The organism is Paraburkholderia sp. XV (genome assembly GCF_020177535.1).
Taxonomy (GTDB): Bacteria; Pseudomonadota; Gammaproteobacteria; order Burkholderiales; family Burkholderiaceae; genus Paraburkholderia; species Paraburkholderia caribensis.
On sequence record NZ_JAGUUD010000146.1, the window covers coordinates 1 to 16945 of the forward strand.

The 16945-nt window shown below is 61.7% G+C and carries 19 protein-coding genes and 1 pseudogene; 11 read left to right on the plus strand and 9 right to left on the minus strand.

What is annotated here, in order from left to right:
• Positions 1 to 80: 80 nt before the first annotated feature.
• Entirely contained in the window at positions 81 to 1022 is a 942-nt protein-coding gene (locus KFO72_RS37240) for a LysR family transcriptional regulator (protein WP_060610487.1), read from the minus strand.
• 107 nt (positions 1023 to 1129) lie between these two features.
• Here KFO72_RS37240 and KFO72_RS37245 point away from each other — a divergent pair, with 107 nt between their 5' ends.
• Together KFO72_RS37245 and KFO72_RS37250 are read left to right on the plus strand one after the other, a co-directional pair.
• Complete coding sequence (locus tag KFO72_RS37245) at positions 1130 to 2641, plus strand: CoA-acylating methylmalonate-semialdehyde dehydrogenase (protein ID WP_054930800.1); 1512 nt, start codon at positions 1130 to 1132, stop codon at positions 2639 to 2641.
• A 232-nt stretch (positions 2642 to 2873) separates the two neighbouring features.
• On the plus strand, positions 2874 to 3071 hold the full coding sequence (locus KFO72_RS37250) for a hypothetical protein (RefSeq protein WP_054930799.1): 198 nt from the start codon (positions 2874 to 2876) through the stop codon (positions 3069 to 3071).
• A gap of 122 nt (positions 3072 to 3193) precedes the next feature.
• Here the strand turns inward: KFO72_RS37250 and KFO72_RS37255 are convergent, their stop codons facing one another.
• The 4 genes and pseudogenes from KFO72_RS37255 to KFO72_RS37270 all read right to left on the minus strand — a co-directional run bounded on the left by KFO72_RS37255 (position 3194) and on the right by KFO72_RS37270 (position 4531).
• Complete coding sequence (locus KFO72_RS37255; RefSeq protein WP_035993798.1) at positions 3194 to 3619, minus strand: organic hydroperoxide resistance protein; 426 nt, start codon at positions 3617 to 3619, stop codon at positions 3194 to 3196.
• Positions 3620 to 3666: 47 nt separating this feature from the next.
• On the minus strand, positions 3667 to 3903 hold the full coding sequence (locus KFO72_RS37260) for a tautomerase family protein (RefSeq protein ID WP_054930809.1): 237 nt from the start codon (positions 3901 to 3903) through the stop codon (positions 3667 to 3669).
• A 297-nt stretch (positions 3904 to 4200) separates the two neighbouring features.
• Positions 4201 to 4389 (minus strand): annotated as a pseudogene (locus KFO72_RS37265) (putative DNA-binding domain-containing protein); the annotation flags it as partial.
• Positions 4390 to 4393: 4 nt separating this feature from the next.
• Entirely contained in the window at positions 4394 to 4531 is a 138-nt protein-coding gene (locus tag KFO72_RS37270; protein WP_225034179.1) for a hypothetical protein, read from the minus strand.
• A gap of 122 nt (positions 4532 to 4653) precedes the next feature.
• On the opposite strand from KFO72_RS37270, the gene KFO72_RS37275 reads away from it, so the two are divergent.
• Positions 4654 to 5667, plus strand: coding sequence for a D-cysteine desulfhydrase family protein (locus KFO72_RS37275; protein ID WP_224102332.1), 1014 nt, complete (start codon positions 4654 to 4656; stop codon positions 5665 to 5667).
• A 55-nt stretch (positions 5668 to 5722) separates the two neighbouring features.
• On the opposite strand, the gene KFO72_RS37280 is transcribed toward KFO72_RS37275, so the two are convergent.
• On the minus strand, positions 5723 to 6274 hold the full coding sequence (locus KFO72_RS37280; protein WP_107204189.1) for a thioredoxin family protein: 552 nt from the start codon (positions 6272 to 6274) through the stop codon (positions 5723 to 5725).
• Between the two features lie 460 nt (positions 6275 to 6734).
• Between KFO72_RS37280 and KFO72_RS37285 the strand changes: the two genes are divergently transcribed.
• The 4 genes from KFO72_RS37285 (at position 6735) to KFO72_RS37300 (ending at position 9659) form a co-directional block, all read left to right on the plus strand.
• Positions 6735 to 8144: an MmgE/PrpD family protein gene (locus KFO72_RS37285; RefSeq protein WP_225034180.1), complete on the plus strand. Its 1410-nt coding sequence runs from the start codon at positions 6735 to 6737 to the stop codon at positions 8142 to 8144.
• A 26-nt stretch (positions 8145 to 8170) separates the two neighbouring features.
• Positions 8171 to 8401 (plus strand): tautomerase family protein, encoded by a 231-nt coding sequence (locus KFO72_RS37290; RefSeq protein WP_007579042.1) that lies wholly within the window; start codon positions 8171 to 8173, stop codon positions 8399 to 8401.
• 19 nt (positions 8402 to 8420) lie between these two features.
• A complete protein-coding gene (locus KFO72_RS37295; protein WP_054930795.1) occupies positions 8421 to 8627 on the plus strand; it encodes a tautomerase family protein in 207 nt (68 codons plus the stop codon).
• Between the two features lie 144 nt (positions 8628 to 8771).
• Complete coding sequence (locus KFO72_RS37300; protein WP_054930794.1) at positions 8772 to 9659, plus strand: LysR family transcriptional regulator; 888 nt, start codon at positions 8772 to 8774, stop codon at positions 9657 to 9659.
• Positions 9660 to 9668: 9 nt separating this feature from the next.
• Here the strand turns inward: KFO72_RS37300 and KFO72_RS37305 are convergent, their stop codons facing one another.
• Positions 9669 to 10616, minus strand: a complete 948-nt coding sequence (locus KFO72_RS37305) for a LysR family transcriptional regulator (RefSeq protein WP_054930793.1) — start codon at positions 10614 to 10616, stop codon at positions 9669 to 9671.
• Between the two features lie 169 nt (positions 10617 to 10785).
• Complete coding sequence (locus KFO72_RS37310) at positions 10786 to 11211, minus strand: VOC family protein (protein ID WP_060608564.1); 426 nt, start codon at positions 11209 to 11211, stop codon at positions 10786 to 10788.
• A gap of 314 nt (positions 11212 to 11525) precedes the next feature.
• Here KFO72_RS37310 and KFO72_RS37315 point away from each other — a divergent pair, with 314 nt between their 5' ends.
• The gene (locus tag KFO72_RS37315; RefSeq protein WP_225034181.1) at positions 11526 to 12437 is read left to right on the plus strand and encodes a PilZ domain-containing protein; all 912 of its coding nucleotides are present in this window, start codon (positions 11526 to 11528) and stop codon (positions 12435 to 12437) included.
• 188 nt (positions 12438 to 12625) lie between these two features.
• Here KFO72_RS37315 and KFO72_RS37320 read toward each other — a convergent pair whose 3' ends face one another.
• Entirely contained in the window at positions 12626 to 12880 is a 255-nt protein-coding gene (locus KFO72_RS37320) for an H-NS family nucleoid-associated regulatory protein (RefSeq protein WP_054930806.1), read from the minus strand.
• A 328-nt stretch (positions 12881 to 13208) separates the two neighbouring features.
• Here KFO72_RS37320 and KFO72_RS37325 point away from each other — a divergent pair, with 328 nt between their 5' ends.
• From KFO72_RS37325 to KFO72_RS37335, 3 genes are all read left to right on the plus strand, one after another.
• Complete coding sequence (locus KFO72_RS37325) at positions 13209 to 13589, plus strand: response regulator transcription factor (protein ID WP_054930791.1); 381 nt, start codon at positions 13209 to 13211, stop codon at positions 13587 to 13589.
• A 325-nt stretch (positions 13590 to 13914) separates the two neighbouring features.
• Positions 13915 to 16116 carry a PAS domain S-box protein gene (locus KFO72_RS37330; RefSeq protein ID WP_225034182.1) on the plus strand — a complete coding sequence of 734 codons (2202 nt, stop codon included), beginning with the start codon at positions 13915 to 13917 and terminating at the stop codon, positions 16114 to 16116.
• Positions 16106 to 16780 carry a response regulator transcription factor gene (locus tag KFO72_RS37335; protein WP_054930790.1) on the plus strand — a complete coding sequence of 225 codons (675 nt, stop codon included), beginning with the start codon at positions 16106 to 16108 and terminating at the stop codon, positions 16778 to 16780. Before KFO72_RS37330 ends, KFO72_RS37335 begins: the two co-directional genes overlap by 11 nt.
• Positions 16781 to 16945 lie beyond the last annotated feature (165 nt).

A 16945-nucleotide genomic window follows, 5' to 3' on the forward strand; every position in this document is an offset into this window, starting at 1 on the left:
GAAAAGTAGGTGCCGCCCCGCACAGGGGCGACGCCTGAAGCGAGCTAACGTAACGTGGATGCCAGCGAAAACGCCTAGATTCAAACAGGAAATCCATCCGCAAAGCGCTCGCGCAAATACCCGACAAACAACCCGACCGCCCGCGGCACATGCGACGCATAAGGCCGCACGATATAAAGCTGCTCGGCGAACGCGCCCGTCACGCGCCAGTCAGGCAACACGACGACTAGCTTTCCCGCCTGCACGGCGGCCTGCGCGGTGAAGTCCGGCAGCAGCGCAATGCCCAGGCTTTCGAGCGCCGCGTCGCGCAGCGTTTCGCTATTGTTCGCGGAGAACTGCCCGTTGACGGGCAAGGTGACCGGCCGCGTGCCTGATTTTCGCGCCGACTTGCGCTCGAACGACCACATCGGTTCGCCCGACGAGCGCGGGTAAAAGAGGCAATCGTGAGAAGCAAGTTCTTCCGGTGACTTTGGCATGCCGCGCTTGCGCAGATAGCCGCGCGTCGCGACGATCACCGAATGCGTGTCGCAAAGTTTCCACGCGACGTGCGTATCGGGTGGCTCGGCGCTGTGACGGATGGCGAGATCGAAACCTTCCGTGGCCAACGATACCAGTCTGTCCGACACCTCCAGTTGCACCCGAACCTCGGGATTGTCCGCCAGGAATCCGGGTATTTTCGGCACCAGTTGCTGCCGCGCGAACGCGACAGGCGCCGTCACGCGCACAAGCCCGCGTGGCACGCCCGACAGCTCGCGGACCCGCGCGAAACTGGCGGCGATCTGCGCATATTGCCCGCGCGTGCTGTCGACGAGCTGCTGGCCGGCTTCTGTCAGCCGGACGCTGCGCGTCGTGCGCTGCACCAGCGAAATCCCCGCGGCACGCTCCAGTTCGGAGATGCGCTGGCTCATCGCCGCCTTGCTGACGCCCAGGCGCGCAGCGGCCGCCGTGTAGGTGCCCTGTTCGGCGAGCATGGTGAGCCAGTGCAGATGGGTCCAGAGCTCGCCAATATTTTGCGTATCCATACACTCATTGTTCACGATGGCAAACATTGAGTTCAATGTTAGCCTCTTTCCAGCACGACCGCACCTTCCTACACTGCTTCTCAAGCCAATCACGAAGGAGCCGAGACATGCAAGCCTATACCGACAGCGCAGACGTGGGACATTTCATTCACGGGGAGCGCGTCAGCGGAACGGGAAGCCGTAGCCAGGCCGTATTCAATCCCGCCACAGGCGCCAGGGCCCGCAAGCTGCTGCTTGGTGAGGCTGCCGATGTCGATGCCGCCGTCGCGAGCGCGAAGGCGGCGTTTCCGAAGTGGGCCGACACGCCGCCCATCAAGCGCGCACGCGTGATGCTGCGCTTTCTCGAACTGATGAACCGTCACCACGACGAACTCGCGGCCATCATCACGGCTGAGCACGGCAAGGTGTTTTCCGATGCGCAAGGCGAAGTGGCGCGCGGCATCGACGTGATCGAATTTGCATGCGGCATTCCGCAACTGCTCAAGGGCGACTACACGGAACAGGTTTCGACGGGCATCGACAACTGGACGATGCGGCAGCCGCTCGGCGTCGTCGCAGGTATCACGCCGTTCAACTTTCCGTGCATGGTGCCGTGCTGGATGTTCCCTGTCGCGATCGCGGCCGGTAATACCTTCATTCTGAAGCCGAGCGAGCGTGACCCGTCGGCTGCGCTGTTCATGGCGGGGCTGCTGAAAGAGGCCGGATTGCCCGACGGCGTATTCAATGTCGTGCAGGGCGACAAGGTGGTCGTGGATGCGTTGCTCACGCATCGGGACGTCAAGGCCGTGAGCTTTGTCGGCTCGACGCCGATTGCGAACTACATCTACGAAACGGGCGCGAAGCACGGCAAGCGTGTGCAGGCGCTGGGCGGTGCGAAGAACCATATGGTGGTGATGCCCGACGCCGATCTCGACAAGGCTGTCGATGCGCTGATCGGCGCGGCCTACGGCTCGGCAGGCGAGCGTTGCATGGCGATTTCGGTTGCGCTGCTGGTTGGCGACGTGGCAGACAAGATCGTGCCGCGGCTCGCCGAACGGGCCCGCAGCCTGATCGTGAAGAACGGTATGGAGCAGGATGCGGAAATGGGCCCGATCGTCACGCGGCAGGCGCTGGAGCGGATCGAAGGGTATATCGCCGAGGGCGTGAAGGAAGGCGCGACGCTGGTCGTGGATGGCCGTGGTCTGAAGGTCGCGGGTCATGAAGACGGCTTCTTCACGGGCGGTACGCTGTTCGACAACGTGACGCCGGAGATGCGCATCTACAAGGAAGAGATTTTCGGGCCGGTGCTTGCCTGTGTGCGCGTGAAGGACTTCACGGAAGCCGTGGAGCTGATCAATGCCCACGAATTCGGCAACGGCGTGGCGTGCTTCACGAGCGATGGCCATGTTGCGCGCGAATTCGGCCGCCGCATCGAAGTCGGCATGGTTGGCATCAATGTGCCGATTCCGGTGCCGATGGCGTGGCATGGCTTCGGCGGCTGGAAGCGCAGCCTGTTCGGCGACACGCATGCATACGGCGAAGAGGGTGTGCGCTTCTATACGAAGCAAAAATCGATCATGCAGCGCTGGTCGGAGAGCATCGAGAAGGGCGCCGAATTCGCGATGCCGACCGCGAAGTAACACACTTTAACCCAACCCGCACAGCCCTTTTTAGAAGGGCTGTTTTCACTTGTGCGCTTTGATCTGATGTTTGACGATGCAGTCAATCGACCCGACAGCACGCATTGTTCCCGATTTGAAAACTGTGAATTCTGCGCAGCCTGATTGATGATTGCCTCAGGAGGTTTACCCTACGTCTATAGGCCGACGTTTGAAACTCGACGTCGCGGCAGGCTCTACTGAGGATCAGGCAATGAAGCGCGAATCTTTGAACTTCCGGAATATCGACGACCATAGCGGCGCAGGCGTACGCATGCGCGTCGAAGCAGTATCGAGCGAGAACGCACAGGCGGCTGCCGTGCCGCGCAACTGGGCATGGGCGCATTTCAGCGATTCATACGACTGGATGGATTCGCATAGCCCGTCGGTGGTGACGGAGTTGCTGGACTGAACAGGCTATTGCGAATTGTGGTTCCCAATTGTGGTTCCGATTCGGCCGTTCAGATTCGCAATAGCTTATTGCCGGCCGCGCGATAATACGGCGGCCAGCAATTGAAGGTGTGAATCAATGCATCAGACGAGCGTGAGCTTCACGTCGATGTTGTTACGCGTTGCATTTGAATACGGGCACACGATGTGAGCCTTGTTGACGAGATCTTGCGCGGCATCGCGCTCCATACCCGGCAATGATATTTTCATCTCGACTTCGATGCCGAACCCATTTGGAATCGGCCCGATCCCCACGCTGCTGTCGATCGACGCATCGGCGGGGATCGCGATCTTATCGCGTGCGGCAACGAATTTCATCGCACCGATAAAGCAGGCGCTGTAACCGGCGGCGAACAGCTGCTCCGGGTTCGCGCCTTCACCGCCTTTTCCGCCCAGTTCTTTTGGCGTGGTGAGCTTGAATTCAAGGTTGGCTTCGGGCACCGTCGCGCGGCCGTCACGACCTCCCGTCGCGGTTGCGTGTGCAGTGTAAAGCGCCTTTTCGAGCGACATGGCAAACTCCTTCAATGAAGTGCTACGCGTTGTTGGAAGACTGCTGGTCAGGCTGATTTCGCTGCTTTGAGCTTGCGATATTCCAGGGCCGGCAAACCGCCCCAGCCCCAATTGTCCGTCGGCACTTCCTCGATCACAACGAAGGTGGATTCGAGCGGCTTGTTCAGCACCTCGAGCAACACCTGGCTCACACCCTTGATGAGTTGCGCTTTTTCTTCGACGGTCACGCAATCCGCGCCGGGTTTCGTCCCTTCTCGCGTGACCTGAATGGTGACAATCGGCATCTTGCTCCCCCTCGATCGTAGTTGAGGAATGGGCGGAGAGCCGGCTACCGTCAGACACGCTCCCGCCACGATGAGTTCGCTGCCCAGCCATCCCGCCAGCAGCGCACCCGCTTTCGCCACGCCGTCCGCGTCACCCAGACGCTCGACGAGCAGATCGCATAGTGTTGCAAAGCTTTCGTTTTCGTGCAGACGAAGGAGCGCTTCGTACTCGCTGGCGTCGACACGCTTGAGGCACGACACGAATTGCCGCCGCCAGACGGTGCTCGATGTGCGTGATGGCGCGTGTGGAAAGGCATCCGCGCCAAGCAACGTCCGTACCTGTGGAAACGAATGCTCGAGGCATTCGATCAATTGCCGGCGGTAGTTGTTCTGGTAGACCGACAGACCATACGATGCATCGCTGCCGACGCGGCGGGCGGCTTCTTCCGACGCGTCGGTCAGCCACGAGCGAAAGTCCTGTTGCCGACGATGATTCGTCGCGCTCACCAGGTCATAAAAGAGGAATGGCGTGATACGCGAGAATCTCGCTGGATTGCGAGAGCGAGAGCGAGAGCGAGAACGAGAGCGAGAGCGGAAAGCCGGGCCATGAGCCCGCAAAGGCGCGTGCAAACGCGATTAGTGATTGCATGGATTGTGTCCTGATGTTCAATATTGTCGGGCATTGATGGCCATTGAACGCCGCGTGCGGCGCACGCAGCGATGCTTTAACATTTGCGCGACAAACGTGGCCGAATACCTGGAGAATTCCGCATGCCAAACGCACTTGCTCTCGATCTCAGCGCATTTCCTCGTTACGCATTGATCGAGGGCCCTACGCCGATCCAGCATTTGAGCCGCTTGAGCAAGCAGGTGGGTGACGTCGATATCTATGTCAAGCGAGACGATCTCACGGGCCTTGGCGGTGGCGGCAGCAAGCTGCGAAAACTCGAATTCCTGCTGGGTGAAGCGCTCGCGCAAGGCGCGGATACGATCATCACGGTGGGCGCGCGCCAGTCGAATCACGCCCGGCTCACGGCTGCTGCGGCCGCGCGTGCGGGCCTGGCGTGCGAGGTCGTGCTGACGCGCATGGTGCCGCGCGAAGACGACGATTACGTCCACAATGGCAACGTGCTGCTCGACGCGCTGCTCGGCGCCCGCATTCACGATCTGCCCGGCAACGCCGACGCCATGGCGTTCGCGCAGAACCGCGCGGACGAGCTGCGCAAGGCGGGACACAAGGTCTATCTCGCGCCGCTGGGCGGCTCGTCTGCTGTCGGCAATCTCGGATATGCGGCGTGCGCGATGGAAATGCTCGACCAGTCGCGCGCGCTGGGCATTTCGTTCGATCGCATCGCCGTGCCCAACGGCAGCGGCGGCACGCAGGCGGGTCTTGTCGCTGGTTTGCTGGCGATGGGCGAGGACCCGACGCGCGTCGTGTCGCACAACGTGCTGGCGACGCATGAGAACACCTTGTCCAACACGCAACTGAAGGCGAAGGAAACGCTTGCGCTGCTCCGGCCCGATGCGGTTCTTTCCGACGCGAGCGTGATCGTCGAGGACGGGCAGCGCGGCGAAGGCTACGGCATTCCCACCGACGCGATGCGTGAAGCCGTGCGGCTGCTGGCGAGCGTCGAGGGCCTGCTTCTGGACCCTGTGTATAGCGGGAAAGCGTTCGCCGGCCTGCTGCACGACATCAGAAGCAGAGCCATCGGGCCAGGCGCGAAGGTCGTGTTCCTGATGACGGGCGGCCTGCCGGGACTGTACGCATATCGCAGCGCGTTTTGAGCGGATGGCGCGGCACAAGCGCCCCGCTTTATCCCTATCGCCACATTAGCCAACGTCAACCCGCGCGCGCCAGTTGCTCGCGCACGGCCGCTTCCGTCTTGTCGTAATCGCCTTCGCCGAAATGGCTATAGACGATGCGCCCCTGCTTGTCGATCAGATAGACGGCGGGCCAGTACTGGTTGCCATAAGCGTTCCACGTCGCGTACTGGTTGTCCTGCGCGACGGGGTAATGCAGCCCGTATTCGGCAATCGCCGCTTTAACCTTTTTCGTCTCGCGCTCGAACGCGTATTCAGGCGTATGCACGCCGACCACGACGAGCCCTTGATCCTTGTACTTCTGATACAGCTTCTCGACATGCGGCAGCGTGTTGATGCAGTTGACGCACGTGTACGTCCAGAAATCGACGAGCACGACTTTTCCGCGCAATTGCTGCATGGTCAGAGGCGGCGAATTCAGCCATTGATCGATACCGGCGAATTCCGGTGCGACGCTGTTCTTTGCGACGGGAACGGCCGTCGCGGCGCCGCTGTTGGCGACCAGTGCGCCCAGCCCGGCAACGGCGGCAATCGCAACGACAGTGGTCAGGGTTTTGATTCGGGAGAACATGTCAGCGTCCTTTGAGTGGAAGACATGGCTGTATTTGAACGTTCTCGCGTATCTCGGCTGTGTCGCCGTGTCGCGTGTTTGAATCCTCTTGTATCAGCGGGGTGCCTCGATACATTCGGACACAAAGGGGCGCATGGTCTGCGCTATAACGAGGGCATGACTCAATGTTGGAGGCAACCATGAAGCGGCTTTTGGCAATCTTCTTCTTTCTTGCGGGCGGACTGGCAACCGAAATCACGCATCCCGTCCAGTGCGACCTCATGACGACAAGCGGTGTGCAACAAAAGCGCCGGAGAACACGATAATCAATCTCTTCGAGAATAGGCGACGAAAGACTTCATGCTGAAAATGCATCGTCGCTATCAGCGCAGCAGATATCGGTATCCAAACCCTTCGCTTGATCTCCGCAGTGCGCGGTGCGACATTGAGCCACCCGTTCTTCATGCGAGACCTTCAAGCCATGAGCACTCTTACCGCTGTCGAGCGTATCGGCCGGTTTGCCGACGTTGCGCGCGCCAGTCATCTCACGCCGCCGACCCGGCACCTGCTGAAGCGAAACATCCTGGACAGCCTTGGGTGTGCAATCGCCGCTTTGCCGGGCTCGCCTTTCAAGGCGCTCAGAGAGCAGTTCGACGAATATCGCAGCGGCGGCCCATGTACGCTGATCGGCGGCGGCTCGACTTCTCCGGATCAGGCGGCGCTGTACAACTCGGCACTCGTGCGTTACGTGGACCTGCTCGACAGCTACATGTCGCCAGGCGGTCTTTGTCATCCGAGCGACAACTTCGGCGCGGTACTGGCGGCAGCCGAACACGCATCGGCGGACGGCGAATCGTTCATGCTGGCGCTCGCGGTTGCGTATGAGATCGGCTGTCGCATCACCGCGATCGTCCCCGTTATGGCGAAGGGATTCAACCACGCAATTCAACTGGCGATTTCGTCGGCAGCCGCTTCCGGAAAACTGCTTGGTCTCGACGCGGATCAAATCGCACATGCAATCGCCATCGCCACCGTCGACAACATCTCGCTCTCCTGCGTTCACTCTGAACCCGTGTCGTACTGGAAGGGCTTTTCGCCGGGTATCACCTGCATGCGGGCGGTTTATTCGGCCTCGCTTGCGAAGCGTGGTTTTACGGGCCCGCTGCGTCTTTTCGAAGGGCCGAATGGACTGGTGCGTATGTTCGATCAACCGCTCGAAGTGGATTGGGAAGATTCGAGGCTGGAGATCGTCCATCAGACTGTGATGAAGAAGTACTGCTCGCTGATTCACGGCCAGCCCGTGCTCGAAGCCACGCTGGAACTGAAGCGCGCCCACGCCATAACGGGCGGCGACATCGAAGCCGTGATTTGCGACATCTTCCAGATGGGCTATGACATCGCGGGTGGCGGCGGCTTTGGTGCAAAAGACCATCCGCAAACCAAAGAGCAGGCGGACTACAACCTCAAGTATCTGATTGCCGCAGCCTTGCTCGACGATCAGGTCGGTCCGGCTCAACTGGAACCCGCGCGTGTCCAGGCAGCCGACGCGCAAGCGCTGCTGAAGAAAGTCACGATACGCCCCGACGCCGCCTTTTCGGCGCAATACCCGCAGGCATTGAATACGCGCGTCACGATCCGCTGCCGCGACGGCCGTGTGGTGTCGAAGGAACACGTGGGCTTTGAAGGCGGTCTCGACAATCCGTTCACGTGGGAGCGGACGGTCGAAAAATTCAACTGGCTAAGCGAGCCCTATGCGGACGAAACGCTGCGCGGCGAGATCGTCGATCTCGTTTCCAGACTCGAAGAACGTACCGTCGCGGAGTTGATGCAACGCCTCGCGAAGGTCAACCGGGAAGCGGTGTACCCGGCGAAGCATCCGGGAATTCAATAATTGCGTCAGGCATACAGGAGGTTCGAATGGCCCTGATTTCATGTGACATGCGATACGGTAGAACGGACGAACAGAAGCGTCAGCTCGCAGCGGGTCTGCTGCGTGTGGTCAGCGAGGCGACGGGCGAAACGAAGAATGACATCTTCATTGTCTTTCGCGAGGGCCGGGGCATCAACTTCGTCGAGCATGGCGAGCATCTTCCCGAATACGTGGAAGGCGCAGCCAACGACAAAGAACTGATCAGCCGCCTCAAATAAACATCGCAGGAGTATTAGCATGCCTTTTATCGAATGTCATATTGCGGCGGGATTGACGCCGGCGCGCCGCGAGCAACTGATGCGAGACATCATTCAGGTCACGCACGACGCGATCGGCTCCGACCCGAAGATCATCAATGTGATCTTGCATGAGCATCCGCGCGAGAACATCAGCATATCGAGTCGCATCAATGGCGAGGAATTCAAGGCCAAAAAGGCGGGTTGAGACCTTGCCAGAAGCCATGGCCGTGAACGTCGCGGCAATGCGCAAACCGGCTTTGGTGTAGGATGACGATCGACCTGCGCCCAGCGCAGTGCGGGCCTGTGAGGACAGTGTCAAGGCCTTGTCGATCTCATCGAGGTACACAGCATGGATGTCGCCGACCTCAAGGTGTTCGAGGCAGTGGCCCGTCACGGCAGCATGAACCGGGCGGCTGCCGAACTTCATACCGTTCAGTCCAATGTGACAGCGCGTATCCGGTCTCTCGAACGGGAGATTGGTGTGGCGCTGTTTCAGCGCCATGTGCGCGGCGTCAGCCTGACGCCTGCGGGGCAACGCATGCTGCCGTACGCGGCGCGCATTGCGAAACTGCTTGCGGACGCGAGGCTCGCGGCGCTCGACGACGGCCCGCCCGCGGGCGCACTGGCTTTAGGCACGCTCGAAACGACGGCTGCCCTGCGCCTTTCGCCGATACTGAGCAACTTCGCCAGAATCTATCCGCAAGTGCGCCTGTCCCTGACGACGGGCACAAGTTGCAGCCTGACGGAAGACGTGGCGGCATGCCGGCTCGATGGCGCGTTTGTCGCGGGTCCCGTCGAACATCCCGAACTGCACGCGGAAATGATCTTTCAGGAAGAACTGGTGCTGGTGACGCCGCGCAACCTGCGTGCGATGGATGCGCTGCGCGCCGTGCCCGAGCTCAAGACCATCGTGTTCAGATTGGGTTGTTCGTATCGACAGCGGCTTGAAGCGCTGCTGGCCGAAATGGGCATCGTGACGGCCACGCCGCTCGAATTCGGTTCGCTCGATGCGATCATCGCGTGCGTCGCGGCGGGTATCGGCGTGACGCTGTTGCCGCGCGGCGTCGTATCGGGCGCGGCGGAGCAGGATATCGTCGCGCTTCATTCGTTGCCGCCGGAGAAAGCGCAGGTTGCGACGCTGTTTATTCGCCGGCATGACGCCTACGTGTCGAGCGCGATGCAGGCATTCGTCGAAGTGACGCGCTCGCGGCTCGGCCCCGTGATGGCGGCAGCCTAAGTCAGTAACTTAAGCAGCCTGCGCCTGGGCATCCGGCAAGGGTGCCCGCCGCCGTGCGCTGTTGAGGCGAAAGAACTCGGTGCAAAAGTCGACAAAGGTTCTGAAGCGCGCCGGCAGCAATTCCCGGTGCGAATAGAACAGACAGATTTCGACTTCGCTGTCCGAGATCGAGCAGCCGGGCAAAACGGGCACCAGCTTGCCCATCGCCACATCTTCCCGCGCCATGGCCTCCGGTAACTCCGCAATGCCGGCACCCGCCAGCGCCGCCGCGCGCAACAGCACGTCGTTGCCGTCCATCGACGACATCGGAATCACCTGCACAGGCTGGCCGTTTTCGATCACCTGCACGTAGTTCGTGCTGCGCTGGCGCGACTGGGACGGCAACAGCAGAAAGTGCCCGGCGAGATCCGCCGCGCGGTGCGGCGTGCCGCGTTGCGCCAGATAATCGGCGGATGCGACCAGCGACCTCGACGATTTGAACAAGGTTCTGCGAATGACGGCGGACTGCTCGACCTGATGCGGCGGAAGCATCGCCATATCGAACTGTCCGTCATAGAGATTGACGGCGCCTTCGTCCACGGAAACGACGAGGTTCACGTTCGGCGCGACGGCGCGATAACTGGACAGGAACTGCGAGAACGTCTCGCTCACCAGCATCGGATGAATCACGAGACGCAGCTTGCCGCTGTCCACTTCGCGCTCGCGCATGATGCGGCGATTCGCTTCGTCGAGTTCTTCGAGCAGGCGGCAGCAACTGAGGTAATACGATTGCGCTTCTTCCGTCAGCGTGACGGAGCGCGTGGTGCGATGGAGCACGCGCGTCTGGATGGAAGTTTCCAGCTTCGCAATCGCTTTAGAAATCGAGCCAGTCGTCACGCCCAGCGAGGCAGCCGCCTTGCTGAAACTTTGATGCTGCGCCGCCGAGACGAACGCCCTCAACATGTAAAGCTGGTCCATGTTCAACCTCTGCTCTGTTGCTGCCCGACTGCACTGGCATCACTCTAGCAACAGATCACGAGAAGAACGCGCGGTTTGTTTTGATAGGGGTATCACCCGCGGTGATAGGTCATCGCCGCGGCCTTTTCTGCCCGTCATGGATTAGCAGTGGGCGAGTGCAATACGCTGCTCAGCCAGCTGCCTTGAGACGCGGATCGAAGTCGAACTCGAGCCGGATGCCGCCGGGTTCATAGATCATCGTGTGACGTTTCGGTCCAGCGCCGAGATTCTCCGGCGCGAACTCGACCTTGACGCCGGGCCACTGCGAGACGCGCCTGAAAATCTCGCTGAGCGCCTCCTCGCTGCCGACACGCAACGCAAGATGATGCAGGCCGACGTTGGTCTTGCGGTCGAACGCTACGAGGTTCGCCTGATTGGTGACTTGCCACAGCGTCAGCATCACGTGTCCATCCGACACGAACGCGGCGGGGTAGTCCGGCTTTTCGCCGACCTGCTTCCATTGCAGGCATTCGACGAAGAAGTCACGCGTCAGGTTCAGATCGCGCACGGCGAGACCAACGTGATCGATGCCGGAAGTGAGTGCCTGGGTAGTCATGTCGGATTGTCCTGTGCAGTAGGCGGGGATTGTCCCGTGATAGCACGCGAAACTCGCTAACGCAAACGAGGCGACGATGGCGGCCATTATAGGGACGCGCCGCGACGAAGATTCTTGAGCCGCTGGAAACCAACCTTTGCGAGCCGGGCGTTGCGCACGACGGCGTTTTGCATACGTCTGCCCGGACAATCGGCTCGGACAAACGTTTGCCAGGTTGGTCATGACCGCCACGTCGTGCATACTTGCTGCCTGCACGCGCTGCGCATACTGCACGATTGCGATGCGGTAAAAAGTTCGAGAGGAGAAAACGAGTCATGCCGTTGGTGCCGCTGTCGCAACGGGAGGTCACGATCGGGGTTCCACTGCCGTTTTCCGTCTACACGGCGGACGGCAGGCTGCTGATGGCGCGCGGGCACATCGTTCACAGCGCAGCGCAATGCGAACGGCTGTTTGTGCAAGGGCCGTTCAGGCAGCCGTTTCCCGGCGAGCGGCGCGAGGACGCCGGACCTGAGGACGCGGACATCACGCCTCCGTCCGCCGGGCGCGCGCGGCGCGGTCACGAAGACCAGACGCTGGTTGGCCCCTTTCCCGTGTCGGGCTGCATCCCGGAAGACTTCGTGATCACGCTGGCAAACGGCCCGGCCATTTCCTCGCGCACCCGCTTCGTCGGCGCACTCGACGACGTCAGCCTGCTGCTCGCGGGCGCGGGCGTCGATCCCGCGTTCGCGCCGGGCGAGGCTGTCGAAGGCCAGTTCATCGCGGGGCGCTATCGCCATGCGTTCGAATCGGAAGTCGTCGGCCGGCATACGTCGCCGTTCGACGTGCTGTATCTGCGTTACCCCACGGAAGTCCGCTCGCGGGCGTTGCGTCGGCACGTGCGCGTCGGCATCGACGTGACCGCGCGCCTCTCGCAAAACGACCGGCCCATGGCGGGGACGGAGGTACGCGCAGTCGATCTGAGCGCTGCGGGCGTCGGCCTGCTGGTGAACGCGAACTCGAATTCGCTCGCGCCCGGCGAGCACTTCAAGCTCTCGCTGCCGCTCGCGCGTGCCGGGCGCGTGCGCACGGCGCCGCTGAACTGCATCGCGCGCAACCGCCGCACGAAGGACGGGGAAACCCTGGTCGGCGCCGAATTCGGCAATACGTCAGGCGACGTGCGCGCGCTGGTCAAGGAGTATGTGCTGGACGTGCTGACGGGCGTTGTGCCGCCCGAGCGCCACGCTTAGCGCGACAGCCGCTGCGCGCGTGGGATCGGCGCGAAAAAAAGCCGACGTCGTCGTCGGCTAAATCGGTTCCCGCGGTTGCGAGGGGGTGCACAGGAACCGCCGCCATGATACGGACGGCAACATGAAGAGCCGCTTAACGACCTGCGAGATGCCGCATTCGCGCCGATCGCATCTTGTGGCCGTGCGCGTCACTCGCACAGAAAGTGATCGACGCTTTGCCCCGCCGCGACCGCGCGGCGCAGCCATTCCGGGTGCTCGCCGTCGCCCGTCCATGTGTTTCCCGACGCATCGCGGTAGCGGACCCGTTTCGCTTCGTCGATATCCTGCTGCAGCGCATGTTGCAGCGCTTCCAATGTGATATTGCACTCCTGCATGCGGCGCTTGAGCCAGACGATCAGCCGCTCGCGCGCTTCGCCTTCGAGATGTTCAATGACGGCGGACACGTTGTTTTCCTCGTTTGCAAAAAGACGGTGCATCCCGTCGCGATGGGGCGAGCCGGGCGCTTGCCCGCGACGTCGACAATGTAGTAAGGCCGCGCGCAAACGGGTTTCCGCATGGCACGAGCAGGTTTCGAAACGCACGGCGGCAGGGCTGGAATGTGCCGTAAGGCAGGCCGGCCGGGCTTGCCGGGCGGTGCGCACAGCCGTGCGGAGGGCCAGCACTATACCTACATATGATTCTCGCGGCGCGACGATTCCCATAAGATGGAATCATCTTGAACGGCATGACGCAGTATGGTGCCGTCGCAAACCAACGGCCGAGGAAAGTCGCTTGCACAACCATCCGATCGCTTCAGTCATCGACGACGACGAATCCGTCCGCACCGCGATGTCTAGCCTCGTTCGTTCGCTGGATTGGGATGTCCGGCTGTACGCATCGGCCGAGGCGTTCCTCGCATCCGACGTGGACCAGGTCGCGTGCATCATCTCCGACGTGCAAATGCCCGGCATGAGCGGTCTCGACATGTATCGTCATCTGCTCGACAAGGGCGTGACGCAGCCCATCATTTTCATCTCCGCATTCGCTTCCGACGCGGTGCGCCGCCAGGCACTCGACCTGGGCGCGATGTGCGTGCTGACCAAACCTGTCGACGGCGCTGAAGTGTCGCGCTGCCTCGCGCGGCTCGAACCCGACGGCTCGCAGGGCGAATGAGGCCGGCGCGGTTTGCCGCGCCGCGGCCCTATGACACGGGTTCTCGAGCTATTCGGATAGAATCCTTACCGGATTGAAATGGGCCGGCTTGCGGGATGTCCGACTGTCGAGCGACGCGTGTGGCGGCGCGAATCAGGGTTGCGCCGCCCGCTGAAAAATGCGGCTGGGAAATGCCGCTAATAATGCCGCTACTAAATGCCGCAAATAAATGCCGTAAATAAATGCCGCAAATAAATGCCGCACACCAGCGCTCTCGAGGAACGCCTATGCCGAAGATGTGCCGTTCATTCCACTCTATAGCCATACCGCACGTTCTCGGGGCGTCATGATGTTCCGCCAGGCGGCAGGGATGACGTCGGCTCGCGACGCGCGCGTTCTCTTTTCTCTGGCGGGCATCGTCGGCGTGATCGTGTTCGTGATCGACGCGCTGACGCCGCTCGACATCGCGATTGCGGTGCTGTATGTGGTCGTCGTGATGCTCGTCGCGTCGACGGGCTTGCGGCATGCCACGATCGCCACGGCATGCGCCTGTGCGGCGCTGACGGTGATCGCTTTTCTGATGTCGCACGACGAGAACTATTCGGGCGGCTCGATTGCGCGCGGCATCGTGAGCCTGCTTGCAATTGGCACGACCTCGTTTCTCTCGCTGCGCAACCAGGCGAACACCGCACGGCTGCAGGAGCAGATCCAGTTGCTGAACCTGACGCACGACGCGATTGTCGCGTACGACATGAGCGACCGCATCACGTTCTGGAACCAGGGCGCCGAGGAACTGTACGGCTGGACGGCCGAGCAGGCAATCGGCCAGCGCATCCACGAACTGACGCGCACCAGCTCATCCATTCCCGTTCACGAATTGCGCGACGAGGTCGTGCGCAAGGGCCGCTGGGAAGGTGAACTGGAGCGCGTGCGCAGCGACGGCAGCTCCGTCATCGTGTCGAGCCGCTTTGCGCTGTGGCGCGACGACAAGGGCAGGCCGCGCGCGATACTCGCGACCAACAACGACATCACGATGCGCAAGCGCATGGAAGCCGAGTTGCAGCGGCAGCAGGAGGACCTGCGCGCGACCATCGACGCGATTCCCGGCATGGTCTGGAGTTCGTCGCGCGATGGCGAACTGAGCTACATCAACCGCCGCTGGAACGAGCTTGGCATCACGCTGACGGGTGGCAGCGGCGACGTGTGGACGTCGATCGTGCATCCCGACGACTGGCCTGCGATGCATGCGGCGTGGCGCGGCGCGATTGCCACGGGCAAGCCGTTCGAGAACGTCGCACGCATCCGCCAGAGCAACGGCTCGTACCGGTGGATGCATATCGGCGCGGACCCGTTGCGTGATCAGAACGGCCAGATTCTGCGCTGGTACGGCGTGAATACCGATATCGAGGAGCGCAAGCAGGCCGAGCAGGCGCTGGAGCGCAGCGAGGCGTTCCTGTCCGACGCGCAGCGTTTGAGCCGCACGGGCAGCATCGCCACGCGCCTGCCCGCGGGCGCGATGTGGTGGTCGGACGAGACTTATCGGATCTTCGAGTATTCGCCTGACTACACGCCGGGCATGGAGCTGATCCTGGCGCGCACGCATCCCGACGATCTCGCACTGGTGCGCGAGGCGTACGAATCGGGGCGGTCGGGCGCGCCGTATGTCGATGTCGAGCACCGGCTGCAGATGCCCGACGGGCGCATCAAGTATGTGCACTACGTCGCGCATCTGGCCGTGCCGCAGTCGGCCAGCGTCGAATACGTGGGCGCGCTGATGGACGTGACGGAGCGCCATCTCGCGCAGGATGCGCTCGACCGTTCGACGGCGGAACTCGCGCATGTCACGCGCGTGACGATGCTCGGCGAACTGGCTGCGTCGATTGCGCATGAAGTCACGCAGCCGCTCGCTGCGATCGTCACGGCGGGCGACGCCGCGTCGCGCTGGCTGAACCGCGCGAAGCCCGATCTCGGCGAGGTCGGCCAGTCGATCAGTCAGATGGTGCGCGACGCGAAGCGCGCCAGCGACGTGATCCGCCAGATTCGCTCGATGGCGCAGAAGCGCGATCCGAGCCAGGCGGTGCTCGATCTGAACGGTATCGTGAGAGAATCAATCGAGCTTGTGCGGCGTGAACTGGACGCCGCGCGGGTCGAGCTGGAAGCCAGCTACGCGGAGCCGCCGCCGTTGGTGTGCGGCGACCGTGTGCAGCTTCAGCAGGTGGTCATCAATCTCGTGATGAATGGCGTGCAGGCGATGGCAGGTATCACGGGACAGGCGCGGCGCATGTGCATCGCCACGAGCCGCGTGGACGGGCATTATGGGCAGGTCGCCGTCGAAGATTCGGGAACCGGCATCAGCGAGGAGAACGTGGGGCGGCTTTTCAACGCGTTCTTCACGACCAAGGCGGACGGCATGGGGATGGGGCTGTCGATCTGCCGGTCGATCGTCGAGGCGCACGGCGGGCGTATCTGGGCCGAGTCTGAAGAGGGACGGGGCGCAACGATGCAATTCGTTTTGCCGATCGATAAAGGAACGTGCGATGAGCAGTGATGAAATGAACGACCCGAATCAGTCGATCGTTTATGTCGTCGACGACGACGATTCGATGCGCGCGGCCGTCACGATGTTGCTGCGGTCGGTGGGTTTGCGGGTTGAGGCTTTTGCGTCTGCGCAGGAGTTTTTGTCTTTGGACAAGCCTGATATTCCCAGTTGCCTGATTCTGGATGTGCGGCTGAAGGGGCAGAGCGGGCTTGCTGTGCAGGAGCAGATTGCTGCGGGCAATGTGCATGTGCCGATTATCTTCATGACGGCGCATGGCGATATTGCGATGTCGGTGAAGGCGATGAAGGCTGGCGCGATGGATTTTCTGGCCAAGCCGTTTCGGGATCAGGACATGCTCGATGCGGTTGCGACTGCGCTCGCCAAGGACGAGGAACGGAGAAAGTCCGAACGTTCGGTTTCTGACTTGCGGAAAAGGTATGAGTCGCTGACGCCGCGAGAGCGTGAAGTGATGGCTTTTGTTGCTAGCGGGCTCATGAATAAGCAGATTGCTGCTGAGATGAATCTCAGTGAGATTACTGTCAAGATTCACCGCGGGCAGGCTATGAAGAAGATGGAGTCCCGGTCGTTGGCTGATTTTGTTCTTAAGGCGGAAGCGCTGGGGGTTAAGTCATTGGAAGGGGGGGCGTCGGCGCGGACGCAGCGCGGGGTTTGAGGTTTTGGTGTTGTTCTGGCCCGTTTCGGGTTTTTTAGGCGTTGCCGGTCGGTGTGGTTGTTTTTGCGCTGGCATTCGCGGTTTGCTTTTGCTTTCGCTGGCATCCGCGTTTTGTTAGCTCGCTTCAGGCGTCGCCCCTGTGCGGGGCGGCACCTACTTTTCTTT

Coding starts and splice junctions, on each gene's coding strand:
- KFO72_RS37240 (WP_060610487.1), bottom strand. CDS start 1,022: ATGGATACGCAAAATATTGGCGAGCTCTGGACCCATCTGCACTGGCTC.
- KFO72_RS37245 (WP_054930800.1), top strand. CDS start 1,130: ATGCAAGCCTATACCGACAGCGCAGACGTGGGACATTTCATTCACGGG.
- KFO72_RS37250 (WP_054930799.1), top strand. CDS start 2,874: ATGAAGCGCGAATCTTTGAACTTCCGGAATATCGACGACCATAGCGGC.
- KFO72_RS37255 (WP_035993798.1), bottom strand. CDS start 3,619: ATGTCGCTCGAAAAGGCGCTTTACACTGCACACGCAACCGCGACGGGA.
- KFO72_RS37260 (WP_054930809.1), bottom strand. CDS start 3,903: ATGCCGATTGTCACCATTCAGGTCACGCGAGAAGGGACGAAACCCGGC.
- KFO72_RS37270 (WP_225034179.1), bottom strand. CDS start 4,531: ATGCAATCACTAATCGCGTTTGCACGCGCCTTTGCGGGCTCATGGCCC.
- KFO72_RS37275 (WP_224102332.1), top strand. CDS start 4,654: ATGCCAAACGCACTTGCTCTCGATCTCAGCGCATTTCCTCGTTACGCA.
- KFO72_RS37280 (WP_107204189.1), bottom strand. CDS start 6,274: ATGTTCTCCCGAATCAAAACCCTGACCACTGTCGTTGCGATTGCCGCC.
- KFO72_RS37285 (WP_225034180.1), top strand. CDS start 6,735: ATGAGCACTCTTACCGCTGTCGAGCGTATCGGCCGGTTTGCCGACGTT.
- KFO72_RS37290 (WP_007579042.1), top strand. CDS start 8,171: ATGGCCCTGATTTCATGTGACATGCGATACGGTAGAACGGACGAACAG.
- KFO72_RS37295 (WP_054930795.1), top strand. CDS start 8,421: ATGCCTTTTATCGAATGTCATATTGCGGCGGGATTGACGCCGGCGCGC.
- KFO72_RS37300 (WP_054930794.1), top strand. CDS start 8,772: ATGGATGTCGCCGACCTCAAGGTGTTCGAGGCAGTGGCCCGTCACGGC.
- KFO72_RS37305 (WP_054930793.1), bottom strand. CDS start 10,616: ATGGACCAGCTTTACATGTTGAGGGCGTTCGTCTCGGCGGCGCAGCAT.
- KFO72_RS37310 (WP_060608564.1), bottom strand. CDS start 11,211: ATGACTACCCAGGCACTCACTTCCGGCATCGATCACGTTGGTCTCGCC.
- KFO72_RS37315 (WP_225034181.1), top strand. CDS start 11,526: ATGCCGTTGGTGCCGCTGTCGCAACGGGAGGTCACGATCGGGGTTCCA.
- KFO72_RS37330 (WP_225034182.1), top strand. CDS start 13,915: ATGATGTTCCGCCAGGCGGCAGGGATGACGTCGGCTCGCGACGCGCGC.
- KFO72_RS37335 (WP_054930790.1), top strand. CDS start 16,106: ATGAGCAGTGATGAAATGAACGACCCGAATCAGTCGATCGTTTATGTC.